The following is a 26458-nucleotide window of genomic DNA, read 5'->3' as shown; positions in this document are numbered from 1 at the left end:
ACGGATCAGCACCCCAGATAGCCGGAAAAAACATAGCAAACCCCACAGCCATGATACTCACAACAACACTCATGCTAAAACACCTCAACAAAACACAGGAAGCACAGAAAATACAGGAAGCACTGGAGAGGACACTCCTTAAGGGTATAATGACGCCGGACCTTGGGGGAAGTGCCAGTACCATGGAGATGGCCCGTGCCGTGAAAGAAGAATTAGATAATTTAGATAAAAACTAAAAGAGAACACGAAGCAATCACCTAGTTATCATGGTCCCGATTCCCTTCTTTGTGAATATTTCAAGTAGAAGTGAGTGCTCAACCCTTCCATCGATTATATGGGCTGATGAGACACCATCATTTATGGCCTGTATGCATGTGAGTGTCTTGGGGAGCATTCCCCCCTCAACTATACCGCTCTTTACAAGGTCGCTGAGTTCATCAACACTCACCTTCCTTATGAGGGTGTCGGGATCTGAGGGGTCCTCGAGTATTCCAGGCACATCTGTTAAGACTATAAGCTTCTCTGCCCCTATACCCGCTGCAACCTCACCTGCAACCGTATCTGCATTGAGGTTGAGTGTGTTGGCGTTCCTGTCAACACCTATGGGTGATATCACAGGGATGTAGTTGTTATCTGTGAGCATGTTGATTATGCCGGGGTCCACCGACTCAATCTCACCCACAAGTCCAAGGTCTATCTCCCTTTTCTCACCTGTCTCAGCATCCTTAACAACATGTGGCGCCCTCTTTTTTGCAAGGAGAAGGTTACTGTCCTTACCTGACAGTCCTATGGCCCTTCCGCCATGGTAGCATATCTTTGAGACGATGCTCGTGTTTATCTTACCCACAAGTACCATCTTGACTATCTCCATGGTCTCCTCATCCGTAACCCTGAGGCCCTCTATGAACTTTGGCTCCTTGCCCATCTTGTTCATGGCCCTTGAAATCTCAGGGCCGCCTCCATGGACAACCACTGGCTCCATACCCACATACTTCAAGAGCACAGTATCCCGTGCGGTTGAGTCCATGGCAGCCTCATCTATCATGGCGTGGCCGCCATACTTTATCATTATCTTTTTCTTGTGAAACTTCTTTATGTAGGGGAGTGCCTCCACCAGAATGTTAACGGTCTTCATTCAAACACCCTATAATCTTTATATCTGGCATTATCCTAATTCAGGTCCTATACTCGGTATCTATCCTCAGCCTCATACTAAGTCGTGTACTCAGCATTTATCCTCACATAGTCGTAGGTGAGATCACAGCCGTATGCAGTTGCCGATTCACTGCCGGCGTTGAGGTCAACTGTTATCCTTATCTCATCATCACCCATTATCCTCTCTGCAAGTTCAAGTTCAGGTGTGCCATCAAATGCAAGGACCTCCCCCTCCTCGACTATCCCCACAGATCCGCTCTCAGATTCAAGTATCACACTTATCCTGTCGGGTTCAAATTCTGCACCAGAATATCCTGCAGCCGCAAGTATACGCCCCCAGTTGGGGTCGGCACCGAATATTGCCGTCTTAACGAGGGATGAACCTGCGATTGCCCTGGCGGCTCTCCTTGCATCCTCCCTTGTCCTGGCATTCACCACGTCAACCTGGAATGATTTGGTGGCGCCCTCACCGTCACGGGCCATCATACGGGCAAGTTCCCTGCAGACGACCCCCAGGGCCTCAGTGAAGTTCTCATCTATCCTCCCTGATCTGCAGGTTGATGCTATTATAACCATGTCATTGGTGCTCTCATCACCGTCCACTATGAGCATGTTGAAGCTGTCGTCAACAGCCCTCCTGAGGGCCTCCCTGAGCTCTGAAGGTGATGCATCAACATCAGTTGTTATGAAGGAGAGCATGGTGGCCATATTTGGGGCTATCATACCTGAACCCTTGGCAACCGCCCCTATACGGGCTATTTCGCCATCTTCAAGCTGGAACTCCACTGCAATCTCCTTGGGGAATGTGTCCGTGGTCATTATTGCAGATGCAAGATTTCCTGAGGCCTCAGGGGAGTTTTCAAGTTGATCTGCAGCCCTTCTTATGAGGGATCTGATCTTCCTGATGGGCATCCTCCTTCCTATAACGCCAGTTGATGCAACCGCAACCTCCCCTTCATCTGCCTGGATGGACTCGGCTGTTACCCTGGCCATACTGAGGGCATCATCCATCCCCTCTTTTCCTGTAAAACAGTTGGCGTTTCCACTGTTTGCAACTATGGCTGAAATTCTGCCACCCTCAAGGACCCTCTCCGTAAGTTTAACAGGTTCTGCCCGGACCCTGTTGGATGTTAAAACACCTGCTGCAGTTGCGTTTCTGGTGACAATAAGCCCAACGCCATATTTACCTTCACGGCAACCCGCCGCAAGCACTCCATCGACAGCGCAGACACCGCCTTCAATGAACCTGATTTTCATAGTATCCACTCCCTGCCAAAAAAAGTCCACTGGGACCCTCTCAGAAGGTTGTATTGTTGGAGGATCCCTGCTTGCTGTTAACAACGTTGACTTCCCCGTAACTGTTCTGGACTTCCTCCCTGCCACGATCCTTTATCCCATTCAGGGGCAGGTGGTTGGTGCTGCTGGGGGAGAGCTGGACATCACTGGATGGAGTATCGTTAATATCCATTGCAGTAATATTATCATTGGAAAGACCTATAAAAATGCCCAGACCTGACCCGCAGCCAAATGCTATTAGGGAAATCAGGAAGCTAACAATAATTTTAGCCTCGGTTTCAGGTCTCATTTCAATTCCCCCTTATATTATCTTGAAGTACTCTTAAATAACTTTCCTTTTCATGCCGTGACAGCATAGATAACAGCAAGAAGGATTGCGATAAGACCAAACTCCCAGTGCCCCATATTCCAGCCAAGGAAGGTTGCCACAAATACAAAGACGAACACCAGGAGCGCCACAGACTTTTTATGCATCAGAAAGTCGATAACAGACCTTGTGAAGGGTGATGGAATGAAGTAACCGTATATCCCATCCGCGACATCAAAGATCATGATTGATGTTGGGTTCCACAGCTTTATGCTATCGGCAATCTGGGCCCTCTCACCGGCCTCCCGCCTGGTCTTCCCGATACCAACCCTTATGTTGGCACCATTATCCATCGCATGCCATGCAGAATCTATACCCGCCCTCAGAGCCATGTCCTTTGTGGGAAAGTTTGCTATAAGGTCGTCCCCGCCCTCACGGTAACCCTCGATCTTTCCCCTGCAGTCATTCTCCATGTAGGCCTTTATATCATTCATTATCTCAACAAGGCTGTCACGGCCGAACCTTTCTATGAAGCCTGTTGAGTCGATGATGTCAATGAAGAGGTAGTTGTCACGGTATGATGGGCTGCCTGAGAGTGGTTCAAATTCACTGGTGAATATTATCGCAAATTCACCTCCTAGCTTCGTGAAGCCAACACCCGGAACCTCACCTATCTCCCTGTTGAGGTTTATGGCCCTCTCAATTGCCGCTGCCCCGGTCATCCCGACAGCAGCCCTTACATTTATCCCCCTTCTGCTTCCTGCACCTATCAGTTTTATGGCCACCCTTATGGCGTCGTTCTTGGAGAGGAACCTTGCTAGTATCTCACTTGAACTCTTCTCGATGATCCTCCCATTCTCCTCCTCTATTATGGACACGAACTCATCCATCACTCTTCCGCCATTGAAGACCTCAATGTATAGGTAGCGGTCGCTTCCCATTATTATATTGCTAAGGAGCGCATACTCGTCAACCCTGTCCTCTGCAGGTTTGAGTTCAATGAACTTTCTGTTCTTGGGGATGTTGTCGGTGCCAAGTTCCCTTATGAGGTTATCGAAGATGTTGCTGGTGTTGATATGGGCCCTTTTTATCTCTATAAGCATCGTCTTTGTGTAGTTGAGCATGTCCACATATTCTCTTTCTGTACTGTTAGTGGGCATGTACTTGGTCCCGATACTCAGAACCCTCTGTCCAATGAAAAAACCCAGTATCTTCCTTAGCAAGTAATCCATGACCATCAATCATTGCCTCCCTTCTCAAGAACCACGTCGAATTCCCCTGGCTTCTCAAGCAGCATACTTGGTTTAACAGACACTATGGGGAACCTCCATGACCCTATCCTGGCTGCGATTGTGCTTGCTATGTTCCTTGAATTTTTCTTAACAAAACTGTAATCGTGATCATTTATGGTTATGTTGACGTTGTAGGGGGCCTCCTCCATGACCTCCTCAGAGTACATTATGTTAAGTTCAAAGGTTCCTGGTTTCAGGAAGAGGTCATTCCTTACAGCCACCAGGGGGGCGTGTTCCAGTTTGAGTCTGTCACCAACCGTAACAGCAATGTTGCCAGCGTACTTCACCGCCTCCCTGTAGTCCCTCGGGTGCACCAGAACAAATATGATATAGTTGCTGGTCCGCTCCACCTCCTCCACCATACTCATGAACTTCTCAAAGAGTGGGAGCTTCATGAATATACCCTCAAGTTTGGGTTCCAGGCCCTCCTCCTGACTCCTCCTTATCCTGTCAATGGCCTCCTTGGCTATGGCTATACCGCTGAGTTTCTTGCCCCTTTTGGCCTTATATGAGTCTATCCTTTTCCTTTCGAATTCATTTAGGGCCTCGTTACAGATTTTCTGGAGAATATTCTTAACCTTCTTTGGCTTTCCAGATGTCCCTATGAGGATCCTGTCATCCCTGAATGTGTAGGGTATCCTCCTGCTGTTTATGTCCTGAAACTCGTCCTTATACTCTCTGAACACATCATTTGAGAGTATCTTGGCATCCTCCTCCTCGGCCATCTTGAGTATGAAGTGATCAGCCGTGGTACCTGAGGGCACCTGCTGGAATTTCCCCTCCTCAAGGAGTTTCTTAAACTTCTCCTTATCATCTATCTCATGTCGCAGGGATGCATCGGCAATTATAACAGGTTCATAGCCGAGTTTTTCAAGCTCCTCTGCTGCTGACAGTATATTATCTATGCATGGCCTATTATCGTCGTTTTTCCTTGAATGGGCGACGTTCGATGCATCTATAATTACCCTCAAGTAACCACCTGAATGAAATTATTCCCGCAGGCTATGGGATGCCAGTTCAATCCTTTCTCCCTGAACCTGGTTGAGAAATACTCTTATAGAATCCTCAGTAATGTAATATGTATTATATGAATTAATATCTTTACCCCTCAGTTTAAGGGATGAAACCGTCCCGGCGGTTACAAAGAACGTGTCCTCAACCCTCCAGACATGGGGGACATGCTTGTGGCCCGATATCACAAGGTCAGCGCCCTTCCTGATTATTGAATAGAGTATATCCCCTGCATCTGCAAGGACGTTTCTCTCACGACCGGTCTTGGGAACAGGTATTATATGGTGGTGGAGGGCTATAACCCTGAAATGTCCCCTCTCCGAGGCCCTCTCAAGTTCCTCCTCCATCCAGATCTGCTGGGACCTCCCTATCTTGCCATAGTCGAGATCAGGCTCACTGCTGTCAAGTCCTATTATTGTGAGGTCATCCATCACAAAGGTCCCCTTCCTGTACCTGAAGACATCCTCAAAGGTCTCGTTTCCCACATGCCTTGCATCATGGTTCCCTGGAACAAATATTTTAGGACCCTTGAGGTCGCTGAGGTACTCAGCGGCCTGCAGGAATTCGAGGTAGTAACCGTTATCTGTAAGATCACCGGTTATAACGGTTGCGTCAGGTTTAAGCTCATTTATCTGTCTTATGGCCTCAAGGAGTATGTCCTCCTTGAAGTTGGGTGCGCCCACATGGAGATCCGAGATATGGGCTATTAAGACCATCAGCTCAACCTCATAATGGCCTCTGCCAGGTCACCCCCGGTTTCCTGAAGGGCCCTGGTGGCTTCCTCCCGGCTTGCGCCGGTCTGGTTCATGACAAGTTCAATGTCATCCTCAGGTATCTTAACCTCAGCTTCAAGGTCGCGTTCACGGGCTTTACCTGTCACCTGATAGGTTTTCTGGCCCATGAACTCCATGACATTCACGCGGGGATTCTTTATTATGATCTCCTTCTTTTTGAGTTTGATCACGACCTCCTCAACACCACGGAGGTCCTTCATATCCATTCCCATCTGCTTCATGGCCCTCTGCATCTGTTTCAGCTGCTTCGGGTTCATTCCCATGCCCGGTATCATTCAAAAGCCTCCTTTTCTGGTTTTAACTGCCTGGCCATGGTTGAGGTCCATCATCTCCTCGGCACAGAGGAGGGCCCTGCCTGTGGCCAGAAGTTCATCATGAGCATTAACAATTAAAACTTCATCGCCGGCCCTTATATTATTGTCGCAGTCAATTATAAACTTTGCAAATACACTCCTGCCCTCCCTTGCAAATGGTTCAGACTCCTCATTCACAGCCACCCTGCAGCGGGGGTAGGCTGTGCCATCATGAAGCCTCCTGGCACCCTCGGCTGAGAGCACAAAGAGGCCGTCAGATGCCCGCATGGTGCATATCAGTTTCTCTCCTGAGTATATGTGCCTTATCTTCCCTGTGTTACGGCTCCTCTCAATCCTAACATCATCAGGGAACAGCACTTTACCTGATCCCTCACCGAACTGGTACTCTGCAATCATCCTTATACGGTCAAGGTCATCAACATAGGTCTTCACCTCCCCGGAGTAGGTGTGTGGAAGCTGAAGTCCAAGTTCACTGCAGAGGTCCTCACTGATGATGACATCCCCTTCAAGGTCGAGTATCAGTTCCCTCAGGAAGTGCCTGGCCTCCAGGTCCATGATACCCGGCGCATCGCTCTGGGCGAGTGGGTAGACCTGGTCAAGTTCAAGGGGTATGAGGCCAAAGGGGATGTCTGCAACCACCACACTCCACTCACCATCCAGCTGGGGCTTCATTGAGCGGAAGCCACTGATAGTGGAGGGTAAACTGGATGAGTAGGGTTTCCTTGACGGGCCTATGATGGCCATCCTTCCCTTCAGGTTTTTCTTAGCCCACCGAAGGTGCCTGTGAACCTCAACACGCCCCAGTGATTCTGGTCCAGTGTAGAAGAATGCTGAGCGTTTGGACCTTGGCTCGAATCTCTCAGAGAGTTCAACGTAGGCCGACATCCTCCTGTACCCCTCAAGGAGCCTTGGATGTGCCCTGCATCTCTCCTCAACAAGTTCCATTAGGCTCCCCTCATAAATTGCCTGGCGGACCTTCCTTATCTCTGCAAAGCTCACATGGAGGTTGTGTTCAGCTATGAGGTTCCTTCTATCCTCAGCCTCCATCCCCCGGAGCTCCGATGGGGTATAATCCGTGCATACCCTGCATGAGCACGGCATCTCCTGGAGATTCTCAAGTTTATATGTCCCCTCTGTGCTCAGAAGGCGGCCATCCTCTGCATAGAGTATGTAGGCCGCCGAATCAAAGAGGTCGCATCCCATGGAGGCGGCGAGGGCGAATATCATTGGATGCCCCGCCCCCATGAGGTGCCTTGGCCTTGATGGTGGAAGCTCCGAAACAGAGGACAGTACAGCGTCAACCAGTTCCCTGTACCTGTAGGACTCCATTAGAGGTACGACGGCACCTATTGGGTGGAGTTCCACCGGGAGCTCTGCAAGCTGTGAGGCGCAGTACCTTCTGAGGTCAGGGTGGGTTGATCCCTGTACAACGGCGTTGAGCATCATCCTCTCCCTGTACTCAAGGGACTCCCTGGCCCTTTGAAGTGTGACTTCAACCTCCTCAAGGGCCCTTCTGTGGCTCACACCAGGCGGCGTCGGTATATCCAGTGATGTACCTATGTCTGTTCCTATCTCATCCTGGAAGCGGACTATTTCATGGTTCTCAACCTCAACGTCGCCGTACTCTGAGAGCTGGAATGAACCCGAATCCGTCATTATGGGCCCATCAAAGTTTATGAGTCCATGGACACCCTTTTTCAGTGCCTCCTCCCTGAGTTCAGGGTTCCTGTAGATTATGTATGCATTGGTTATCACGATCTCAGCGCCGAACCTCTTAACGTCAATGGTCTGCTTACCTGGATGTATAACCGGCATCAGTGCCGGTGTCCTGACCTCTCCGTGTTCTGTCTTGAGGATACCTGTTCTTCCCAGGTTGTCCTTTGATCTTATCTCAAACATGAAATCCTCCCGTATTAAGCCATTAAACTCATTGGATCGCTCGAAAATATGAAATCATCGATATCTCATTATTTTAACATAAACCCATGAAGCCCCAGATATGAATCATCAAATCATACTAACGCATTGAATCGTTTTATATATGAATTTACAGTGGAACAGTAAAAAACTAGCAGATTGCATTATCCCTCTATTATCCCTCTGCAACCGGCCACTTCCAGTAGTCTCCTTCTCATTGACATTATCCTTTCCCTGGATGTTGCCACCCTTTCCTCTCCACAGCCACATACACATTCATCCATCTGAGGACATATTATGTAGAGTGCCTTCCCTCCTTTCAGATCGGAGATACCCATCCTTTCAAGGTTCCTTCTGACTCTGCGCCCGATCCTGCCCTCTTCAACGGAACCCCCAAGGTAGATCGGGGTTTTAACGGCGGATGATATCCTTGTAACACCGCGAACGAGCCTGCGTTCAAGTCTACGCCCCTCAATTATGGTTTCACCATCTGAAGAAAGTGTGGGATCCCTGTAGGGTACCCCTGCATCACTGAGGGCCACCATCCTCTCATCCCTCCAGTCCAGGGGCTCTTTAATCTTTGAGGGATCCATTGAGGCCAGTGTGCCTGCAGATTTCCTTCCAAATACCGGGCCGGCACCAACATGGAACCCCACCTCTATAAGGGCGGATCTCAGTGGAGCAGCGGAGGTGTAGGTTGCAAGGACTCCATCTGGCTTTATAACCCTGGCTATCTGTGATAGAAACTCCACAGTGTAGAGTTCAGGTGAAACCCCGGGACTGAATGCGTCAAGGAAGATGGCGTCATAGTATTCAGCCTCAAGTTTCTGTAGCGTCTCCCTTGCATCCTCACAGTGAACCTGCAGGGTGACCTCAGGGGGTGGTGGGGATGATGCCCTCATGCCGACGATTCCCATTTCCATCAGGCGGTCCTCATAGGCAGCCCTGACAAACTCATGGGATTTTACCGGTGATGGGACGATGAGGGCTGCTGCAAGGGTTTCAGGGGAGACCTCCACCATGTCCACTGTAACCTCACCAGCAGAGGTGAATTCAAGTAGCGCTGCTGTGTTATAGCCGAGGCCAGAACAGAGGTCAAGAACCCGGATTTCCTCTGCATCAGGTGGTACTGAGGGCCTTACAAATTTTTCAAAGGACTCTGTTATGGCTCCGCTCCTGGTGTGCATGGCCTCCCCACAGGAATCTGACTCGAGGGTGTATGAGCCATCATCGGTTCTTATGAAACTATCTGAAAGTGAACGCCATGCTTCAGTTCGCCTGTTTATACCATACCGGCGCTCACATTCAAAGTAATTTCTAACAGCCCTCAGAACATCATCCCTTGGCGTGAGTACCATGTTAAATGATCCCATGCATTTTAACTTAAACTTTGCCCTTCCTATATTCTGGGCCTGTAGGGCACAACCGAGAATCTTACCCTGAATTGGGTTCCATCCTTCATATCCACTTCAAGGTCCCCGTCCAGCTGATCCACAAGTCCACCTACAAGTTTCAGGCCCAGTGAATCTGACTCCTCAAGTACAAAGTCTGCTGGAAAACCCACACCATTATCTGAGATGGTGAGTATGAAGTCATCACCCTCTGATTCCAGTTTCACTGTGATCTCTCCCCCCTCACTGAACGCATGTTTCACGGAATTTGTGATGAGCTCATTTATTATGAGACCCAGGGGTACGGCTGTCTCGATGGGGAGAGTCACATCCTCGGCTGAGACATTGATTTCTATCCCCCTTGCATGGTAGCTGTCCAGGATGGATGATGTGAGCCTCTCAATGTAGCGCCTCATGTCGATTCTGGTTATATCCTCAGATTCATAGAGGAGTTCATGTACCAGGGCCATGGATTGAACCCTGGTCTGAAGGTCCATGAGGGGTGCTGGATCCTTGATTTCCTCTAACTGGAGGTTTATGAGGCTGGATATTATCTGGAAGTTGTTCTTGACCCTGTGATGCACCTCCCTCAGCAGCGCCTCCTTCTCCTTTATGGAGGATCTCAGCATCTCCTCATACTCCTTTCTGAGGGTTATATCCCCACATATTATGACAACCTCACCGGTTGAGAGCCTGTATATGTACACTTCAAGCCATCTCTCACCATGTTTAACCTCAGGAAGGTACAGTGGTCCATCCTTCCCGGTCACCCTTTCAAGGGCTTCTCTGATGCTGGACTCTGCGATTTCTGGAAGTGCCCTCTCAAGTTCCATTCCCTTCACGTCCCCGCAGACGACACCCTCCATCTCCTCAGCGACGGGATTCATGGATAAAACCCTGAATCCTCCTTTCACAGGACTTAATACGATTACACCTGCATTCATGTTCCTGAAAAGCTCCCTGAACTTCTCTCGGCTCACCCTGAGGGCCTCCTCTGCGAGTTTATGTTCATGTATATCCCTCAGGCCGAATACGTAGCCACTGATAACACCATCTCTGCGGATGGGCCTGTCAACGTACTCAACCCACCTGTAGCTTCCATCTGGCCTTTTTATCCTGAATGTTGCCCTGTGCATTTCCTCATCACTCATTATAAGTTCCCTGACATTCTCCCGGTCATCCGGGTGCACGTAATCCAGAAAATCGATAGCGGACCTGTTGATGAGGTGCCCATGTCCGTAACCAGTTATGTTCTTCACTGACGGGCTGAGGTATCTGAATTTGAAGTTCCTGTCAAATTCCCCGAGGCCATCAGCCATGTGCTCTGTGAGCAGCACAAGGCGTTCCTCCCTCCTTTTAAGTTTTTTCTCCATCTCCTTTATCGGCCTTATATCTGATCCCGTGAAGAGTAGGCCCACGTGTTCCCCTCCCCTTCCATGGATGTGGCCGGCGGATACAACAACGGGTACCACACCATCCCCTGATTTCAGGGCTGACTCCACCATGGATCCCATCATCTCAGATGGTTTACCATCCAATTCCATGACCTCATCTATCCTCCTCCCCAGAAGTTCCGCTGCACTGAAACCCGTTAACCTCTCGGCTGCAGGGTTAACATAGGATATTCTGAATTCAAGGTCTGTTATGATGAGAAAACTGTTCATGCTCCTCACAATATCCATCGCTGCGTTCATTGGACTGAGTACTGGTATGTGAAACCTGAGCACCCCGTAGGCTATGATGGAGACTCCAGCTGCAGCAGCAGTGTTTGTGAGTGATGGGACCTCAATGCCCATCAATGGAAGCACGAGGTCAGTTAAAAATCCAGTTACAATGGGAAGCATGAGGCCAGTGAAAAGGTAGACTCCCTGGGTCCTCCCTTCACTGGAGGAGGACCTGAGGTGAATCACAATAAGTATAAGTGCAGTTATTCCAACGGCGAGTCCCCAGATGGTTGAAAGATCATATGCTGGTGATCTGGATGCTGCGAAGGTCCAGCCCCATGGTGTAAGCAGCGGTCCCGCAGTTATGAGTCCGGTTGTCAGTTCAAGGACTGAAAATATAAAGGCCGGTGCGTAGAGTGCTGCGAGAGTGTACCATCTTCTCATTCTTCCCGTGAATATCATTACCATGTGAAGGATCACAGGGACCACGAATGGCCAGAGGAACCCCATCTTGACCCAGAGGGCTGCCATCCCATAGGATTCAGAGATGTAAAGGCCGAAATCTATGAGTGAAAGGTAGGCGACGAGTGCCGAAAAAGCAAGGAGTGTCCTGTTGAAACGGCTCTTAGGGTTCTTCACAAAGATGTATATTCCAGATAGGGTTGCAGTCACAAAAGCAGTGATTGAAATCAGGGCCAGTGGATTCATAGGACCACCCGGGTGTTATTATTACTATTTATCCATCATAGATATATAGTTAAGGAACAAGTGCAGGTAATAGAATTAATCTAGAGGAAGTGAGACGTGGGTTCTATGAGGATTCTAATAGTGTCAGATTTCTTTGTACCCCATTACAATGGAGGAGGAGAAAGGCGATACTTTGAAATTGCAAGGAGACTCGTAAGCAGGGGGCATGAGGTTGACGTGATTTCAATGAAGATTCATGGCGTCCCTGATCATGAGGAAATTGAGGGTATCCATGTGCATCATGTTGGCCCCAGAATAAGGGAGCCTCCCCTCAGAAAACCCCTGGACTTTATGAGGTTCATGCTGGCGGTGTTCCGATGGATATGCAGGAATGATTACGATATAATAGACGCCCAGACATACTCGCCGCTTCTACCATCCCTCCTTGCAGCAAGACTTCGTGGAATCCCCATGGTTGCAACCATCCATGATGTGAGTTCCTCCCATGGAGACCAGTGGTTACAGTCATCAGGGCTGGCGTCAGTCCTTGAGAGGATCCTCATGAGGCTGCCCTACGATGGTGTCGTCACTGTGAGCAGGAGCACTGCATCTGCGCTGATGGAAGTATATGGCAGATCCCCTGAGGGTATATATATCATCCCCAATGGCGTGGACCTTGAACTGATAGATTCCACTCCACCCGCCAATGGGGATTACATAATATTTGTGGGTAGACTCGCCCCCCACAAGCATGTCGACCACCTTATTGAAGTCTTCAAGGCCCTTAGCAGTGAGTTTCCAGGTCTGAAACTCGAAATAATCGGGGATGGGGTTGAGAGAACCATACTGAAAAGGATGGTTGATGAATATGGAATCAGTGCAAATGTATCGTTTCATCACAATTTGAGCTACAGGGAGGTCATATCCATGATTAAAGGGGCGAGGGTGCTTGTACTTCCCTCAACAAGGGAGGGATTCGGGATGGTTCTTGCAGAGGCGAACGCCTGCTCTGTGCCGGTTGTGGCATACAGGTCAGGGGGCGTTGTTGAGGTTATAAATGATGGTGAAAATGGATTTCTTGTGGAACCCTGTGATAGAGATTCTCTCAAGGAAAAAATAAATCTAGTCATCTCAAACAGCAAATTAAGGAGTAATATGGGGTATAATGGGCGAAAGATTGTCGAAGAGAAATTCGTATGGGATAAAATTGTCAGTACACTTGAAAACACATACAGAGTGATCCTATGCCAGAAACGTACATAATTGTCAGTACACTTGAAAACACATACAGAGTGATCCTATGCCAGAAACGTACATAATTGTCAGTACACTTGAAAACACATACAGAGTGATCCTATGCCAGAAACGTACATAATAACACCCAACCTCAATGGGCTCAGCTTTCTGGACGCATATTTCAGATCAATCATGAAACAGACGTACACCGATTTCAGAATAGTCTTCATTGACAATGGGTCATCAGATGGGTCCCTTGATTTTATAAAAAAGAATTTTGGGGATCTAATCAATCAGAAGATCCTATTAATTGAAAATGACGAAAATCGCGGATTTGCAGCATCAAACAATCAGGGAATAAGGGTTGCAATGGATGACCCCAAGTGCAGGTACATAGTTTGCCTCAACAATGACACCATGGTTCTTCCGGATTTCCTAGAAAACCTCATCAAAGAAGCCGAAGGAAGTGAGAATATAGGTAGCGTTCAGGCAAAGATGATATGGGGTCAGAAGAAGGATCTGATGGATTCAGCGGGACTTGAATACTCAAAGAACGGTCTTGGGTTCAACAGAGGCGCCTATGAACCCGTGGAAAATTTTGATGAACACAGCAGAATCCTTGGGTGCTGTGCCGGTGCCTGTTTATACCGGAAGGAGGCCCTCGAGGATATCGAAGTTGATGGCGAATATTTCGATGAGGATTTCTTTGCCTATTATGAGGACTTTGATCTTGCACTCAGACTCAGGAATGCCGGCTGGGACTCCTGGTACACTCCAGATGCCATAGTATACCACTACAAGGGTGGTACCAACCCATTCGTAAGTGATTTCACAGTCTATCATAACTGGAGAAATTACACATGGACCTTCATCAAAAATATGCCCCTCAAACTTCTCTTGAAGTATTTCCCCCTTTTCCTTTTCACAGAGATCCTGCAGGTTTTCCTGAATCTGAAGAGAAGGAAGTTTGTCATCCTCAAAGCAAAGTATGATGCATACAGAAACCTAGCCAAGATTATACGTAAAAGAAAAAAATTGAAGATGGTTCCAGATAGCGACCTTGAAGAGTATCTCATAATGAGGTGGAATGTCAGGGTCCCCAAAATTGAAGAATAACTGTTACTTAAAGGTGTTTGCCATCCTATTCTCAGCCTCTAACCAGATAGTAAACAATTCCCGTGAATACTGGAATCACAACAAGTAAAACCGTGGCAGGAAGTGCAGCTCCAGCTGAAAGGTAGGTGAGGGCCACTCCAACTGGGATCACGCCATCACGCATACCCGCCGTGTAAACATATGCGGCCCCATCATTCCCTCTCAGCCTTCGAGAATAAAGCCATAGGTGAAACCTGCAAGTAGCATCACAGAAACCGTAATGACAATCTCCATGACACCCCCAGCTCTCACTGAACCTGACATGTGGGCAACCGCGACAACGATTATAACAAGCCCGAGTATCGCCGACAGTAAGTTAAGGGTCTTCCCTGCAGTTATAAACCTCTCCTCCTCAAGTTTCAGGAGAAGCGCAAAAACTGCAGGCAGGAACACTGTGAATACAAGGAGTTCAAATACCCTGAACGCCACTGAAAGTGATGCCACACCCATTAGGTAGAGGACAGCAGGGTAAACTGCAACAGATAGGAACATGGATGTAAGGGCCGCTGAGAGGGCAGGGGTGCCGTCACCACCGGATAGTTCCGTCCAGAGGGCCGCAACAACCGGGATGGTGCAAATGAGAGGAGTATTATTCCAGTGACAATATCACCGCTAAAGTTGAATATTTTAATAAAAAGGAACCCAGAACGGGTATAACAGAAAATTGGACACAGAGACCAGACAAAGAAACTGAGGGTGGTGGATGATCCTCCAAAGTCCTCCAGGCTGTGTTCAATGAAAAGGGAGAACACCAGCAATGCAAGAAGCAGGGGGTGTGTAGCCTGAGAAAACTGAAAACTTGGGGAACAATAGACCCGTGAGGACCGCATAAGAGCTTCAGGGCCCCATAGTACTTCTTTATGGTTCCTCTCATCTCCATCATTCAACGGTTACACACTTTGCAAGGTTCTTCGGCTTATCAGGGTCAAGTCCCCGCTCAACACTCACATAGTATGAGAGCAGCTGCAGAGGAACAATGTACACAAGGGGTGAGAGCACCTCATCGACCTCAGGGCTCAGACCTATGAAGTCATCGGCCTCCTTCCGGAGGGCCTCATCAAGGGTGCTCCCAACACCTATAACCCTCGCACCCCTCGCCCTGACCTCCTCAACGTTGCTCAGGGTCTTATCATGGCATGGGCCGGGGGGTGAGATTGCAACAACAGGCACCCCATCATCTATGAGTGCCAGGGGTCCATGTTTCAGTTCCCCTGCAGCATAACCTTCCCCATGGATGTAGGTTATCTCCTTGAGTTTAAGGGCGCCCTCAAGGGCTGTTGGATAGGAGAATCCACGCCCTATGAAGAAAAAGTCACTCACGTTGCTGTAGCGGGATGCAAGTTTCCTTATATTATCCTCATCCCCAAGGGCCTCCTCCATGATAGCAGGGACCCTTTCAAGTTTCTCAATGAGCTCAGGGGCGCCCATAGCAGCCACCAGCATGTATATAATGGTGAGCTGGCTCACATAGGTCTTTGTAGCTGCAACACCTATCTCAGGACCCGCCCTCGTGTAGAGGACATGCTGGGCCTCCCTTGTTGCTGAGCTTCCAAGGACATTGACTATTGCAAGGGTCTTGGCCCTTGAATTTGCTGATCTCAGGGCATTGAGGGTGTCTGCTGTTTCGCCTGACTGGCTTATGAACACTGCAAGGGTCCTGTCTGTGAGGGCACGTGCAGAGTACCTGAACTCACTTGCAAGGATGACATCGGTGGGTATGCCCAGGATGCTCTCAAAGAGGTACTTGCCCACCAGTGACGCGTGGTAGGAGGTTCCACAGGCAACAAAGCATACCCTTTCAACCTCACCTATCTCCTTCACCACCCGCATAACATCCTCCATCTCTGTGAGTGTGTCCCTGACGGCCCCTGGCTCCTCATGTATCTCCTTGATCATGAAATGATCGTATCCTGCCTTTTCAGCCATGTCTGCTGTCCAGTCAATTACATGGACCTCCTTCTTCACCGTGTTACCATCAAGGTCCCTTATCCTAACATCACCGTCAATTATGACCATCTCACCGTCATCCAGGTATATGACGTTCTTGGTATGGTTAAGGATGGCCGGGACATCCGAGGCCAGGAAGAACTCGCCATCACCAACACCTACTATGAGGGGGCTCTCCTTCCTTGCACCCACAACCCTGCCGGGTTCACTGGAGGATATGACTGCAATGGCATATGCGCCCTTAAGTTTTCTGAGTGCTGTGGCTGTTGCGGCTTCAAGGTCCATACCCTCATCCATGTACTTCTCTATGAGGTGTGGTATCACCTCTGTGTCTGTCTCTGACCTGAAGACATGGCCCTCTGATTCAAGTTCCTCCTTGATCTCCATGTAGTTCTCTATTATCCCGTTGTGAACGACCGCTATCTCCCCAGTGCAGTCTGTATGGGGGTGGGCGTTCTCAGCTGTTGGAAGGCCATGTGTGGCCCACCTGACATGGGCTATCCCCATGCTGCCTGGTAGATCAGCGAGATCCAGCTCTGAGTCCACCTCGTCGATTTTACCCCTGTCCTTCTTGATATTTATCATTGGGTCTGCCGTTGCAATACCTACAGAGTCATAGCCCCTGTACTCAAGCCTCCTGACGCATTCAAGGAGTACCGGCGCCGCCCTGTTATCTTTGAGTATACAAGCCACAATGCCACACATTCAATCACCCTTAGAAGCATGATAAGGTTCACAAGATTATATAAACTGAATCGTAATATAACTCTAATAAGATTTACACATATATAAGTCTTAGAGGAGAGACTTAATCTCAAGGCTTTAAAAGTGATAGCATGAACGTGAAAATAGACGGCCCACTCTACAGTGGTAAGGCAAAGGATGTTCTAATGACAGATGACCCTGAAATCGTTGCAGTGAGGTTCAGGGACGATATAACCGCAGGTGACGGTGAAAAGAAGGACACCCTTGAAATGAAGGGCTACTATAACTCTGTTATCTCAGCCAAAATATTTGAGGTCCTTGAGGGGGCCGGTATACCAACCCAGTACCTGGAACTCCTGGAACCCGGCTGCATGCTCGCAAGGAAACTTGAAATGATACCCATAGAGGTTATACTGAGGAACATTGCAGCGGGCAGTATTGTTAGAAGGTTCCCCTTCACTGAGGGACAGGAATTCAAGCCCCCAATCATACAGATGGACTATAAGAGCGACGAGCACGGCGACCCCATGCTCAATGAGGACATAATCCTCGCCCTTGGGATAGCAACCAGGAACGAGATATCAGAGATAAGGAGGATGACACTTAAGATAAACGACGTCCTTGTGGAGTTCTTCAGGAAAAAGGGCATAATTCTTCCTGACTTCAAACTGGAATTTGGAAGAGATCCCTCTGGAATGATACGCCTGGGTGATGAGGTGAGCCCTGACACCTGCCGTCTATGGGAGATGGAGACAGGAAAACCCCTGGACAAGGACATATTCCGCCGGGGAGAGGAGGGCGTTGTGAGCGCCTACAGAAGAGTTGCTGAGATGATACTTGACAGAAAAGACATTGAAAGATGGAACGTTAAAATCTGAGGTGATGGAATGAAATTTATGGTTGAGGTCAGAATAAGGCTCAAGAAGGGCATGCTCAACCCGGAGGCGTCCACCATTGAAAGGGCCCTGGCACTCCTTGGATATGAGGTTGAAAATACCGATACAAGTGACATTATAACATTCACCATGGATGAGGAGAGCCCTGAGGATGTCAGGCGTGAGGTGGAGGATATGTGCCAGCGCCTCCTCTGCAACCCTGTTATCCACGACTACGAATTCAGTATAAAGGAAATGGAAGGCTGAAACATGAGGGTTGGAGTAATAAGGTTTCCTGGATCCAACTGTGACCGTGACGTTTACCATGTCCTGGAACTTGCCGGGGCAGAACCCGAATATGTATGGTGGAATCAGCGGGACCTGGGACACCTGGACGCGGTTATAATCCCGGGGGGCTTCTCATACGGGGACTACCTCCGTGCAGGTGCAATCGCAGCCATAACCCCAGTTATGGACGCTGTTAAGGAGCTGGTGAAGGAGGAAAAACCTGTCCTCGGAATATGTAACGGTGCACAGATCCTGGCAGAGGTCGGCCTTGTCCCGGGGGTCTTCACCGTCAATGAGCACCCAAAATTCAACTGCCAGTGGACCAGAATCCAGGTTAAGACCACAAGAACCCCCTTCACACGGCTCTTCAGACGGGATGAGGTTATACGGATGCCTGTTGCCCATGCAGAGGGGAGATACTACCATGAAAACGTCAGCGAGGTCTGGGATAACGATCAGGTCATGCTGCAGTTCCACGGTGAAAACCCCAACGGATCCCTTGATGGGATAACAGGGGTCTGCGATGAATCCGGACTGGTATGTGCTGTGATGCCCCACCCGGAAAGGGCCTCAGAGATGATACTCGGATCAGATGACGGCTTCAAATTCTTCAGGGGCATAATGAAGATCTGATCCAGAGCAAAAGGTGATTATCATGGTGGTTTATCTTGTTGGGGCGGGTCCAGGGGACCCTGAACTCATAACACTAAAGGCCATAAGGGTTCTCGAGAGGGCCGACGTGGTAGTGTATGACAGGCTGGCAGGTGAGGAGATACTCAGATATGCCCCTGAAGATGCAAAACTGATATACGTGGGTAAGAAGGCCGGTGAACACCACAAAACACAGGATGAAATAAACAGAATACTTGTTGAGGAAGGTAAGAAACATGAAACCGTGGTGAGGCTCAAAGGCGGCGACCCATTCGTTTTCGGGAGGGGTGGCGAGGAACTCCTTGCCCTCAGGGAGGCCGGCGTTGAGGCAAGGGTCATTCCAGGCGTGACCTCCGCTGTGGGCGTACCCACATCTGCAGGGCTTCCCGTGACCCACAGGGGCGTTGCAACATCCTTTACTGTTGTCACAGGACACGAGGACCCTACAAAACCTGAAAAACAGGTTCACTGGGATTACAGGGCCGACACCCTCATAATACTCATGGGTGTGGGTAACGTGCGGGAGAACATGCAGGAGATCATGAAGCACCGGCCCCCTGAAACCCCCGTCTGTGTGATTGAGAGGGGGACAACAGAGGATGAGAGGGTCATCCTCGGCACCCTTGAGGACATAGCAGAAAAGGATCTGAGGCCGCCTGGAATCATAGTGGTGGGTGAGGTTGTTAATGTCTACCGGAAAATTAAAGGGTCTCAGGGGTAAAACCATCGCCCTCACAAGGCCCGCTGAGCGGGTATCCGCTGCTGTTAAACTGATCGAGTGTGCCGGTGGAAGGGCCCTCGTCGCCCCAACCCTCGAGCTGAGGATCCTGAAAACAGATTCCCTCAGGGAGGTGTGCCGGAGGGCCCCTGAATGGGACCTGGTTATATTCACCTCCCCTGCGGCTGTTGAATCCCTCTTCAGCACATGCAGGGACTTTCATGAGAAACTCAGGGATGACTGTATTGTCGCAGTTATAGGCCCCAAGACCGCCCGTGCAGCATCTGAGATGGGTCTCATGGTGGACCTGGTGCCTAAAGACTACACCGCAGAGGGTCTCCTGGAGGCCCTCAGAAAATACGACCTCAGGGGGATGCGGGTGGCCCTTCCAAGGACTCTCTCTGCAAGGAAGGTTCTTCCGAGTGGACTCAGAGAGAGGGGCGCGGAGGTCCTCGTTGCAGAGGCCTACCACTCAGGGATACCAGAGGACACTGCACCTGCAGAGGAAATGATAGAGGGTATACTAAAGGGGGAGGTGGATGCTGTTACATTCACAAGTCCCCTCACAGTGGAAAACCTCTTTAAAATTGCAGGTGATAAGGAGAGGGATCTTATCCATGCCCTCAGGGGGATACACGTGGCTGCAATAGGCCCCATAACCCTCAGAAAACTCGAGGAGTATGGTCTTGATGCAGTCATCCCAGAGAGGTACACGGTTAGGGACATGTTAGCCGAGCTTTCAGAGAGGATGATGGAGGGTGAATAATGATAATATGGCCAGCCTATCTCGATTCACGGAAGTCAAGGAGCCAGGGGCGAAGGGTGCCCCTTGAATACGCGGTTGAATCCCCAAGTGCCAGTGAAATACTCAGAGCCGCAAAAAAACTCCAGCTCGAAGCCCGTATGGAATCTGATAAGTCATACCCTTCCTCATGGTGGGAATCATCAGGGAGGGTTATTGTTGAATATGATGGGAGCAAGAGGGAACTCCTCATAAAACTTGCAAGGCTTGTGAGGTCCTCAAAGAAGAACTGAGGGTATGAATAATGAACATGAACGAACTCGAAGGTGCGCTCAGAAGGGGCCGTAAACTGATTGATGAGGCTGAGACGATTACAGTCTACAGCCACACAGACTGTGATGGTATAACAGCGGCAACCATCCTCAGCCAACTCCTTGAGGGTCTCGGGAAGGAACATGAGATCAATATAATCAACATCAATGAGGTCCCTGAGGTTGACCATGACCCGGATCTAACAGTGTTCAGTGACCTTGGATCCGGACAGATGGTCCATGAAAACATGAAAAAGGGCTCCCGTGTTTTAATACTTGACCACCACCCCCCCGTGCGAAAGAGGAACTTTGAACCTCCACGTGGTGAGCTCCTTGAAATAAATCCCATCTTCTATGGAATGGATGGCTCAACCAGCATCTCAGGTGGTGGACTATCATATCTACTTGCAAGGCAGTTCGGATACACGGATCTCAGCTGGATGGGCCTCCTTGCCGCGGTGGGTGACATGCAGAACATCATGACCGGTAAGATGATTGGGGCCAACCGGCTGATCCTGGAGGACAGTATAAGGGAGGGTGCGGTTGAGTGCTGCAGTGACCTTACAATCTACGGTAGACACACCAGGTCCATCGTAAGTGCCCTCTCATACTTCGGGGATGTCACCCTGCCAACAACAAACAATACCAACGAGTGCATAGCAAGGCTTAAGAACCTGGGAATACCCCTGAAAAATGGTGAAACCCAGAGGAGGCTCTGTGACCTTACAGATGACGAGAAAAGGAAACTCTTCAACGAGATATACCGTATGATGGTCAACGAGGTCCCAAGGAGGTACCATAAATACCTCCCCCGGCTCATACTCGGTGAGGTCTACGAGTTAAGATCAGAGGAGAGGTACACAGTATTCAGGGACCTCTCAGAGTTCTCAACCGCAGTTAACGCCTGTAACCGGAACTCAAAGTGGAAGCTTGCAATGGATATCATCGGGGGTGATCGCCATGAAAAACTGGAGGAACTCGAGTATGTCCTAAGGGAACACCGGCTCTACCTGGCAGTCACTCTCGACAGGATAATGGAGGAGGAACTCATAAGGGATATGGATAACCTCCAGTACTTCCATGCCCGGGAGGTGAAACCCGCAGTGGTGGGTACTGTTGCCGGTATGCTCCTGGGTTACGGTGACTGGAGGAGGCCCATGATAGGACTTGCTGAAACCGGTGATGGGCTCAAGGTTTCACTTAGGTGCTCCCGCCTCCTGGCATTTGACGGCATACACTTCGGTTCAATCATGCAGATGGTGGCGGAGAAGGTGGGGGGTAGTGGTGGTGGTCATGCCACTGCCTGCGGAGCATATATACCCTCTGAAAATGAGGGAGAATTCCTAAGACTCCTTAACAGGGCCATAGAAAAGGTGAAGGTGAATGGATGAAGGCTTTCAGGAAGAAGGGTGAACTTACACGGTTCCAGGTGCTGAGTGAGATAGCAAGGCGTCAGCCCTATGTGAGGCAACGGGATATAGCAGATGAACTGGGAATAACGGTCCAGGCAGTGTCTGAGAACATAAAGAGCCTCATAGCAGAGGGCCTTGTGGAGGCAGGAAGTGGAAGGTCCCACTACAAGATAACAAGGAAGGGTGGTGAGAAGCTCAAGAGTGCCGCGGTGAGCCTCAGGCAATACGCCGATGAGGTCCTGGAGTACATGAGTTCCTACAAATCCATCTGGCCAGCCATCGCCTGGGAGGACCTCAACGCAGGTGATGAAGTGGAACTATTCATGGACGACGGCGTCCTATACGCCCGGAGGAGGACCAATGGTGAGGCCCACGCCATAGTCATGAAAGGTGCATCAGAGGGCGAGGATGTAGCCCTCACGGAACTCAGCGGCACCATACCCCTCCAGAGGGGAAAGGTGACCATCGCAGTTCTTCCGGCGATATCCGAGGGCGGTTCAGGGGCAGCGGACCTTGAAAGGATAAGGGAACTCACCCATGGCCAGGACAGGATAGGAATAATGGGGACAGTTTCAAGGGCCGTGGCGACCAGGTTAAACTTAAATGTTGATTTTGAATTTGCAACCCCCCATGCTGCCCTTGCAGCCGCAAAGAGGGGCCTCAATGTCCTCGTACTTGCAGTTGGTAAGATGAGCAGAAGTATAACAAAGAAACTGGAAGAGGAGGGCATAGAGTACTCGGTTGAGGATGTCAGGGTTAAGGGGGAGTAGACCCCAGCCCAGTTGAATATTCCACTCAGAGGGAGTATACCTCCTCTGGTGGAACCATCCGGATCCCGGCATCCCTCAGGGCCTCTTCAAGGGCATCCAGGTCCTCTGTACTCATGAAGAGTATCGCCTTATCCTTTTTTTCATGGACAAATGCGTATATGTAGTCAAGGTTCAGGTCATAGTCTTTGAGGACCCCGAGGATTGAGGCAAGGCCCCCTGGTCTGTCATCCATTTCAACTGCGACGACGTCCTTCAGCTTAAGAACAAAGCCACTCTTCTCAAGCACATCTGCCGCGCGTTCAGGTTCAGGTACTATGAGCCTGAGTATCCCGAATTCTGATGTATCTGCAAGTGATAGGGCCCTCAGGTTTATACCTGCCTCCGCAAGTGTACTCAGTGCCTTCCAGAGCCTTCCCTTCTTGTTTTCAAGAAATATTGATATCTGCTTAACCCTCATGGTATCACCATATTTTAAAGGTTCCTCTTATCTATCACCCTTACTGCCTTCCCCTCACTCCTTGGTATCGTTCCTGGTTCAACCAGGGTCACCTTAACCCTCAGGCCTATCTCGTTTTCTATGAACTCCTCGATCCGGTCCCTGGTCTCCACCATCTGCCGGATGTCATCTGAGAAGAGTTCAGGGGAGGTCTCCACCCTCACCTCAAGTTCATCCATGAGGTGGGGCCTTGTCACTATTATCTGGTAGTGGGGCTCAATACCATCTATGCGGAGGAGCGCCTTCTCTATCTGTGATGGGAACACTGAAACTCCCCTGACCTTGAGCATGTCATCGACTCTACCTGTGATCCTTGAGATCCTTGCAAGGGTCCTGCCACAGGCACAGGGCTCATAGTCTATTGAGGTTATATCCTTTGTCCTGAACCTTATAACCGGCATCCCCACCCGTGTGAGTGTTGTGAGTACCAGCTCCCCCCTTTCACCTGGGCCGACCCTTTCACCGTTCTTATCTATGATCTCAGGGTAGAAGTGGTCCTCTGCAACGTGAAGGCCATTCTTCTCACTGCACTCCATTGCAACCCCTGGCCCCATGATTTCAGTGAGACCGTATATGTTGAAGGCCGGTGCATTGAACCTCCTCTCTATCTCGGCCCTCATCTCCTCTGTCCACATCTCAGCCCCGAATCCTATGGCCTTTAACTGGGATTCGGCAGGGTCAAAGCCCTCCTCAGCTGCAACCTCGGAGAGGTAGAGGCCATAGGATGGGGTGAATATCATGACCGTTGTCCCGAAGTCCTTCATTATCTCTATTTGCCTTCTTGTCTGTCCGGTTGAGATGGGGATAACGGTTGCCCCGATCTTCTGGGCGCCGTAGTGGACCCCGAATCCTCCTGTGAAGAGGCCGTAGCCGTGGGTGTTCTGGATGACGTCATCCTCTGTGAGGCCCATCATTGTGAGGCCCCTTGCCATAACCTCACTCCATATCTCTATGTCCTCCCTGGTGTACCCTGAGACAACGGGTTTTCCTGTGGTTCCTGAGGATGTGTGGACCTCCACTATCTCCTTCCTGGGGACAGCGAACATCCCGAAGGGGTAGACCTTGCGGAGGTCGTCCTTGGTGGTGTAGGGTAACCTTGTGATGTCGTCCAGTGACTCTATGTCCTCGGGGTACACGCCCTCCTTCTCGAAGGCCTCATGGTAGTAGGGTACGTTTTCATATGCCCTCCTTACTGTGTCCTGAAGTCTTTTAAGCTGAAGTTCCTCCAGTTCCTCCCTGCTTATACATTCCATTTCCCTGTTCCAGATCATCTGAATCATTCCCGAATCAGTGTAACTCTTAGATGTTTATGGTGCTCTAAAAATAAATGTTGGTCTCTTTGTCTACTTTAATCCGCTATTGACATACTTATACTTCCAATAATAATACAGCATGGTGCCAGCGCAGGTCTTTTCTCCAGAGTGATATCATATAAACTTTCAGGGAATAAAAGTTTTCAATAAATGTGGGGGTGTTGAATTGAAGGTTAAATGTAAGGAGTGTGGCCACGAATACACTCTAAAAGATGATGAAAACCCTGAAGACTACACATGCGAATGTGGCGGAGAATTAAGGGCCATGAAAAGTGGGCCCACTGTTCCTGTTCTGGAGGGGAGTATCTTTCTAATCCTCCTCTACGTATCCACAGTTGATGTCACTGATAGGATGAGTGGACACGTGGAATGGTTATTAACATTCGTAACACTGATTCTGCCAATAATCCTTATACTGGCTATTATTTACAGAAAGAGAAACCCTAGATTGCTAATAATAGCAGAAGGCATACTCTTCTCCCTCTTAGGAGGTATCCTTTTATGGCACTCCAACGGCATATTTCGTTTTTTAGTAGGTGCAACCACTTTTATACTTGGGGTCCTCTCATCAATTGAGGGTGTCATGATGAAACAGGACACCATATAAATTCATAAATCCTGTTTCTTGATTTAATCAACTTTATATACCTTAATCAGTCGTTCATATCGTGAATGAACCAAGGTTAAGAAATAGAAAATTTTTCTAAAAAATTTATTAGAAGAGGTCGTCGAAGCGTTTTTCGACCTCTTTCCAGTTTACGATGTTCCAGAATGCGTCAACGTAGTCGGGTCTCACGTTCCTGTAGTCAATGTAGTAGGCGTGTTCCCATACATCAAGGACCATGAGGATCCTGAAGTGGGGTATCACGTTGACATTGTGCTTTTCAACCTGCATTATGAAGAGCCTGTCGGTCCTCTGGCAGTAGGTGAGCACAGCCCAGCCTGATCCCTCTGCACTGACAGCAGCCTGAGAAAACTCTTTTTTAAAGCGTTCAAAGCTTCCGAAGTCCCTCTCTATGTACTCTGCAAGCCGTCCACCTGGTTCCCCACCGCACTCATCTGCGGGTCCCATGTTACCCCAGAAGAATAGGTGCAGGACATAGCCCCCAACGTGGAATGAGAGTTCCTTGAGGGCCGCCTTGATGTCAACTTCCTCGTCATTCTCCCGGGCATCGTCGAGTTTTCTGAGGATGGCATTGGCCCCATCCACGTAGGCCTGATGGTGCTTCTCATGGTGTATCCTCAGCTGCTCCTCTGATATGTATGGTTCAAGGGCATCGTAGGGGTATGGGAGTTCAGGGAGTTCATAGAATTTTTTCTCCATCTAATCACCACCTATGCTGCGGTGGCATAGCCACCAGTCATAGCATTCGTATTCCTCTTTCCTTTTCCGGGCGGTTTCAATATCAGATGCCGGTGGGACTATCACATGGTCACCGATGAGCTGGTTATCGGGCCAGTTTGCAGGTGCAGCGACACCCTCGGCATCTATGACCCTGAAGGCACGTATCATCCTCACGATCTCAGGGATGTTCCTTCCAAGTTCCTGTGGATAGTAAAGTATCGCCCTGATTATCCCCTCAGGGTCAACCACAAATACCGCCCTCACAGTGTTTGTGGGCCTCGCAGGGTGTATGAGTCCAAGGGTATCCGCGACTCTCCCTGTATCCGCTATCACAGGGAACTCGATCTCTGTATCAAGGTTCTCCTCTATCCATTCGATCCACTTGATGTGTGAGAAGACCTGGTCAACGCTGAGGCCCACAAGTTCACAGTCAAGTTCCCTCAGTTCAGGGTAGACCTCCTGGAACGCCACGAACTCTGTTGTGCAGACAGGTGTGAAGTCTGCAGGGTGGCTGAAGAGTATGAACCATTTCCCCTTGAATTCATCAGGGAGTTTCATCATCCCATGGGTTGTCTGGACCTCCATTTCAGGGAATTTATCCCCTATGAGGGGCATGCCGCGCCCCTTCTTCTTCACCTTTCTGACTTCGTATACCTTCTCCCCCAT

The 26458-nt window shown here is 49.5% G+C and carries 29 protein-coding genes; 12 read left to right on the top strand and 17 right to left on the bottom strand.

Features of this window, described 5'->3' with window-relative positions:
* Positions 1-236: isocitrate/isopropylmalate family dehydrogenase (locus QFX30_RS07305; RefSeq protein ID WP_300490249.1), on the top strand; the 236-nt coding region annotated here is incomplete at its 5' end.
* A gap of 17 nt (positions 237-253) precedes the next feature.
* Here QFX30_RS07305 and argB read toward each other — a convergent pair.
* The 10 genes from argB to QFX30_RS07255 form a co-directional block, all read right to left on the bottom strand.
* Positions 254-1135: an acetylglutamate kinase gene (argB, locus tag QFX30_RS07300; RefSeq protein WP_300490245.1), complete on the bottom strand. Its 882-nt coding sequence runs from the start codon at positions 1133-1135 to the stop codon at positions 254-256.
* 77 nt (positions 1136-1212) lie between these two features.
* On the bottom strand, positions 1213-2412 hold the full coding sequence (argJ, locus tag QFX30_RS07295; protein ID WP_300490241.1) for a bifunctional ornithine acetyltransferase/N-acetylglutamate synthase: 1200 nt from the start codon (positions 2410-2412) through the stop codon (positions 1213-1215).
* Positions 2413-2452: 40 nt separating this feature from the next.
* Positions 2453-2740: a hypothetical protein gene (locus QFX30_RS07290; RefSeq protein ID WP_300490238.1), complete on the bottom strand. Its 288-nt coding sequence runs from the start codon at positions 2738-2740 to the stop codon at positions 2453-2455.
* Between the two features lie 50 nt (positions 2741-2790).
* Positions 2791-3996, bottom strand: coding sequence for a hypothetical protein (locus QFX30_RS07285; protein ID WP_300490275.1), 1206 nt, complete (start codon positions 3994-3996; stop codon positions 2791-2793).
* Complete coding sequence (locus QFX30_RS07280) at positions 3996-5021, bottom strand: Zc3h12a-like ribonuclease (protein WP_300490235.1); 1026 nt, start codon at positions 5019-5021, stop codon at positions 3996-3998. The genes QFX30_RS07285 and QFX30_RS07280 overlap by 1 nt, the downstream gene beginning before the upstream one ends.
* Positions 5022-5039: 18 nt before the next feature.
* Entirely contained in the window at positions 5040-5777 is a 738-nt protein-coding gene (locus QFX30_RS07275; protein ID WP_300490232.1) for a metallophosphoesterase, read from the bottom strand.
* A complete protein-coding gene (locus QFX30_RS07270) occupies positions 5777-6130 on the bottom strand; it encodes a nascent polypeptide-associated complex protein (protein ID WP_300490229.1) in 354 nt (117 codons plus the stop codon). Before QFX30_RS07270 ends, QFX30_RS07275 begins: the two co-directional genes overlap by 1 nt.
* Positions 6131-8068: a tRNA guanosine(15) transglycosylase TgtA gene (tgtA, locus tag QFX30_RS07265; RefSeq protein ID WP_300490226.1), complete on the bottom strand. Its 1938-nt coding sequence runs from the start codon at positions 8066-8068 to the stop codon at positions 6131-6133.
* Positions 8069-8250: 182 nt separating this feature from the next.
* Positions 8251-9444 (bottom strand): MnmC family methyltransferase, encoded by a 1194-nt coding sequence (locus QFX30_RS07260; RefSeq protein WP_300490223.1) that lies wholly within the window; start codon positions 9442-9444, stop codon positions 8251-8253.
* 41 nt (positions 9445-9485) lie between these two features.
* Positions 9486-11849, bottom strand: coding sequence for a PAS domain S-box protein (locus QFX30_RS07255; RefSeq protein ID WP_300490220.1), 2364 nt, complete (start codon positions 11847-11849; stop codon positions 9486-9488).
* A gap of 105 nt (positions 11850-11954) precedes the next feature.
* Between QFX30_RS07255 and QFX30_RS07250 the strand changes: the two genes are divergently transcribed.
* Positions 11955-13091, top strand: coding sequence for a glycosyltransferase family 4 protein (locus QFX30_RS07250; protein WP_300490217.1), 1137 nt, complete (start codon positions 11955-11957; stop codon positions 13089-13091).
* Positions 13092-13184: 93 nt separating this feature from the next.
* Complete coding sequence (locus QFX30_RS07245) at positions 13185-14180, top strand: glycosyltransferase family 2 protein (RefSeq protein ID WP_300490214.1); 996 nt, start codon at positions 13185-13187, stop codon at positions 14178-14180.
* A gap of 31 nt (positions 14181-14211) precedes the next feature.
* Here the strand turns inward: QFX30_RS07245 and QFX30_RS07240 are convergent, their stop codons facing one another.
* The 3 genes from QFX30_RS07240 to glmS form a co-directional block, all read right to left on the bottom strand.
* Entirely contained in the window at positions 14212-14343 is a 132-nt protein-coding gene (locus QFX30_RS07240; protein ID WP_300490212.1) for a hypothetical protein, read from the bottom strand.
* 38 nt (positions 14344-14381) lie between these two features.
* Positions 14382-14711: a hypothetical protein gene (locus QFX30_RS07235; RefSeq protein ID WP_300490210.1), complete on the bottom strand. Its 330-nt coding sequence runs from the start codon at positions 14709-14711 to the stop codon at positions 14382-14384.
* Between the two features lie 387 nt (positions 14712-15098).
* The gene (gene glmS, locus QFX30_RS07230; RefSeq protein WP_300490209.1) at positions 15099-16871 is read right to left on the bottom strand and encodes a glutamine--fructose-6-phosphate transaminase (isomerizing); all 1773 of its coding nucleotides are present in this window, start codon (positions 16869-16871) and stop codon (positions 15099-15101) included.
* Positions 16872-17002: 131 nt separating this feature from the next.
* Between glmS and purC the strand changes: the two genes are divergently transcribed.
* The 8 genes from purC to QFX30_RS07190 are packed head-to-tail and all read left to right on the top strand — an operon-like array spanning position 17003 to position 22638.
* Positions 17003-17749, top strand: coding sequence for a phosphoribosylaminoimidazolesuccinocarboxamide synthase (purC, locus tag QFX30_RS07225; RefSeq protein ID WP_300490206.1), 747 nt, complete (start codon positions 17003-17005; stop codon positions 17747-17749).
* 9 nt (positions 17750-17758) lie between these two features.
* Positions 17759-18013, top strand: coding sequence for a phosphoribosylformylglycinamidine synthase subunit PurS (gene purS, locus QFX30_RS07220; RefSeq protein WP_300490203.1), 255 nt, complete (start codon positions 17759-17761; stop codon positions 18011-18013).
* 3 nt (positions 18014-18016) lie between these two features.
* Positions 18017-18667, top strand: a complete 651-nt coding sequence (purQ, locus tag QFX30_RS07215; RefSeq protein WP_300490200.1) for a phosphoribosylformylglycinamidine synthase subunit PurQ — start codon at positions 18017-18019, stop codon at positions 18665-18667.
* A gap of 22 nt (positions 18668-18689) precedes the next feature.
* The gene (gene cobA, locus QFX30_RS07210) at positions 18690-19406 is read left to right on the top strand and encodes a uroporphyrinogen-III C-methyltransferase (protein WP_300490197.1); all 717 of its coding nucleotides are present in this window, start codon (positions 18690-18692) and stop codon (positions 19404-19406) included.
* Positions 19372-20169: a uroporphyrinogen-III synthase gene (locus QFX30_RS07205; protein WP_300490195.1), complete on the top strand. Its 798-nt coding sequence runs from the start codon at positions 19372-19374 to the stop codon at positions 20167-20169. Before cobA ends, QFX30_RS07205 begins: the two co-directional genes overlap by 35 nt.
* A complete protein-coding gene (locus QFX30_RS07200; protein ID WP_300490194.1) occupies positions 20169-20438 on the top strand; it encodes a signal recognition particle subunit SRP19/SEC65 family protein in 270 nt (89 codons plus the stop codon). Before QFX30_RS07205 ends, QFX30_RS07200 begins: the two co-directional genes overlap by 1 nt.
* Before the next feature lie 11 nt (positions 20439-20449).
* Entirely contained in the window at positions 20450-21847 is a 1398-nt protein-coding gene (gene recJ, locus QFX30_RS07195; RefSeq protein WP_300490191.1) for a single-stranded-DNA-specific exonuclease RecJ, read from the top strand.
* The gene (locus tag QFX30_RS07190) at positions 21844-22638 is read left to right on the top strand and encodes a MarR family transcriptional regulator (protein ID WP_300490188.1); all 795 of its coding nucleotides are present in this window, start codon (positions 21844-21846) and stop codon (positions 22636-22638) included. Before recJ ends, QFX30_RS07190 begins: the two co-directional genes overlap by 4 nt.
* 25 nt (positions 22639-22663) lie before the next feature.
* Here QFX30_RS07190 and QFX30_RS07185 read toward each other — a convergent pair whose 3' ends face one another.
* Positions 22664-23095: an ACT domain-containing protein gene (locus tag QFX30_RS07185; RefSeq protein ID WP_300490185.1), complete on the bottom strand. Its 432-nt coding sequence runs from the start codon at positions 23093-23095 to the stop codon at positions 22664-22666.
* Between the two features lie 14 nt (positions 23096-23109).
* A complete protein-coding gene (locus tag QFX30_RS07180) occupies positions 23110-24405 on the bottom strand; it encodes a phenylacetate--CoA ligase family protein (RefSeq protein ID WP_300490273.1) in 1296 nt (431 codons plus the stop codon).
* Between the two features lie 208 nt (positions 24406-24613).
* Between QFX30_RS07180 and QFX30_RS07175 the strand changes: the two genes are divergently transcribed.
* Entirely contained in the window at positions 24614-25054 is a 441-nt protein-coding gene (locus QFX30_RS07175) for a hypothetical protein (protein WP_300490182.1), read from the top strand.
* Between the two features lie 108 nt (positions 25055-25162).
* Here QFX30_RS07175 and QFX30_RS07170 read toward each other — a convergent pair whose 3' ends face one another.
* Together QFX30_RS07170 and QFX30_RS07165 are read right to left on the bottom strand one after the other, a co-directional pair.
* Positions 25163-25771, bottom strand: coding sequence for a superoxide dismutase (locus QFX30_RS07170; RefSeq protein WP_300490180.1), 609 nt, complete (start codon positions 25769-25771; stop codon positions 25163-25165).
* Entirely contained in the window at positions 25772-26458 is a 687-nt protein-coding gene (locus QFX30_RS07165; protein ID WP_300490177.1) for a peroxiredoxin, read from the bottom strand. It abuts the gene before it with no gap.

The organism is Methanothermobacter sp., assembly GCF_030055435.1.
Lineage (GTDB): Archaea > Methanobacteriota > Methanobacteria > Methanobacteriales > Methanothermobacteraceae > Methanothermobacter.
This window is presented reverse-complemented; position numbering and strand designations above follow the sequence as displayed.

Excerpts from the sequence above, each read along its gene's own strand:
- argB (WP_300490245.1), bottom strand. The coding sequence starts at position 1,135 with ATGAAGACCGTTAACATTCTGGTGGAGGCACTCCCCTACATAAAGAAG.
- argJ (WP_300490241.1), bottom strand. The coding sequence starts at position 2,412 with ATGAAAATCAGGTTCATTGAAGGCGGTGTCTGCGCTGTCGATGGAGTG.
- QFX30_RS07290 (WP_300490238.1), bottom strand. The coding sequence starts at position 2,740 with ATGAGACCTGAAACCGAGGCTAAAATTATTGTTAGCTTCCTGATTTCC.
- QFX30_RS07285 (WP_300490275.1), bottom strand. The coding sequence starts at position 3,996 with ATGGTCATGGATTACTTGCTAAGGAAGATACTGGGTTTTTTCATTGGA.
- QFX30_RS07275 (WP_300490232.1), bottom strand. The coding sequence starts at position 5,777 with ATGGTCTTAATAGCCCATATCTCGGATCTCCATGTGGGCGCACCCAAC.
- QFX30_RS07270 (WP_300490229.1), bottom strand. The coding sequence starts at position 6,130 with ATGATACCGGGCATGGGAATGAACCCGAAGCAGCTGAAACAGATGCAG.
- tgtA (WP_300490226.1), bottom strand. The coding sequence starts at position 8,068 with ATGTTTGAGATAAGATCAAAGGACAACCTGGGAAGAACAGGTATCCTC.
- QFX30_RS07260 (WP_300490223.1), bottom strand. The coding sequence starts at position 9,444 with ATGGTACTCACGCCAAGGGATGATGTTCTGAGGGCTGTTAGAAATTAC.
- QFX30_RS07255 (WP_300490220.1), bottom strand. The coding sequence starts at position 11,849 with ATGAATCCACTGGCCCTGATTTCAATCACTGCTTTTGTGACTGCAACC.
- QFX30_RS07250 (WP_300490217.1), top strand. The coding sequence starts at position 11,955 with ATGAGGATTCTAATAGTGTCAGATTTCTTTGTACCCCATTACAATGGA.
- QFX30_RS07245 (WP_300490214.1), top strand. The coding sequence starts at position 13,185 with ATGCCAGAAACGTACATAATAACACCCAACCTCAATGGGCTCAGCTTT.
- QFX30_RS07240 (WP_300490212.1), bottom strand. The coding sequence starts at position 14,343 with ATGCGTGATGGCGTGATCCCAGTTGGAGTGGCCCTCACCTACCTTTCA.
- QFX30_RS07235 (WP_300490210.1), bottom strand. The coding sequence starts at position 14,711 with ATGTTCCTATCTGTTGCAGTTTACCCTGCTGTCCTCTACCTAATGGGT.
- glmS (WP_300490209.1), bottom strand. The coding sequence starts at position 16,871 with ATGTGTGGCATTGTGGCTTGTATACTCAAAGATAACAGGGCGGCGCCG.
- purC (WP_300490206.1), top strand. The coding sequence starts at position 17,003 with ATGAACGTGAAAATAGACGGCCCACTCTACAGTGGTAAGGCAAAGGAT.
- purS (WP_300490203.1), top strand. The coding sequence starts at position 17,759 with ATGAAATTTATGGTTGAGGTCAGAATAAGGCTCAAGAAGGGCATGCTC.
- purQ (WP_300490200.1), top strand. The coding sequence starts at position 18,017 with ATGAGGGTTGGAGTAATAAGGTTTCCTGGATCCAACTGTGACCGTGAC.
- cobA (WP_300490197.1), top strand. The coding sequence starts at position 18,690 with ATGGTGGTTTATCTTGTTGGGGCGGGTCCAGGGGACCCTGAACTCATA.
- QFX30_RS07205 (WP_300490195.1), top strand. The coding sequence starts at position 19,372 with ATGTCTACCGGAAAATTAAAGGGTCTCAGGGGTAAAACCATCGCCCTC.
- QFX30_RS07200 (WP_300490194.1), top strand. The coding sequence starts at position 20,169 with ATGATAATATGGCCAGCCTATCTCGATTCACGGAAGTCAAGGAGCCAG.
- recJ (WP_300490191.1), top strand. The coding sequence starts at position 20,450 with ATGAACATGAACGAACTCGAAGGTGCGCTCAGAAGGGGCCGTAAACTG.
- QFX30_RS07190 (WP_300490188.1), top strand. The coding sequence starts at position 21,844 with ATGAAGGCTTTCAGGAAGAAGGGTGAACTTACACGGTTCCAGGTGCTG.
- QFX30_RS07185 (WP_300490185.1), bottom strand. The coding sequence starts at position 23,095 with ATGAGGGTTAAGCAGATATCAATATTTCTTGAAAACAAGAAGGGAAGG.
- QFX30_RS07180 (WP_300490273.1), bottom strand. The coding sequence starts at position 24,405 with ATGATCTGGAACAGGGAAATGGAATGTATAAGCAGGGAGGAACTGGAG.
- QFX30_RS07170 (WP_300490180.1), bottom strand. The coding sequence starts at position 25,771 with ATGGAGAAAAAATTCTATGAACTCCCTGAACTCCCATACCCCTACGAT.
- QFX30_RS07165 (WP_300490177.1), bottom strand. The coding sequence starts at position 26,458 with ATGGGGGAGAAGGTATACGAAGTCAGAAAGGTGAAGAAGAAGGGGCGC.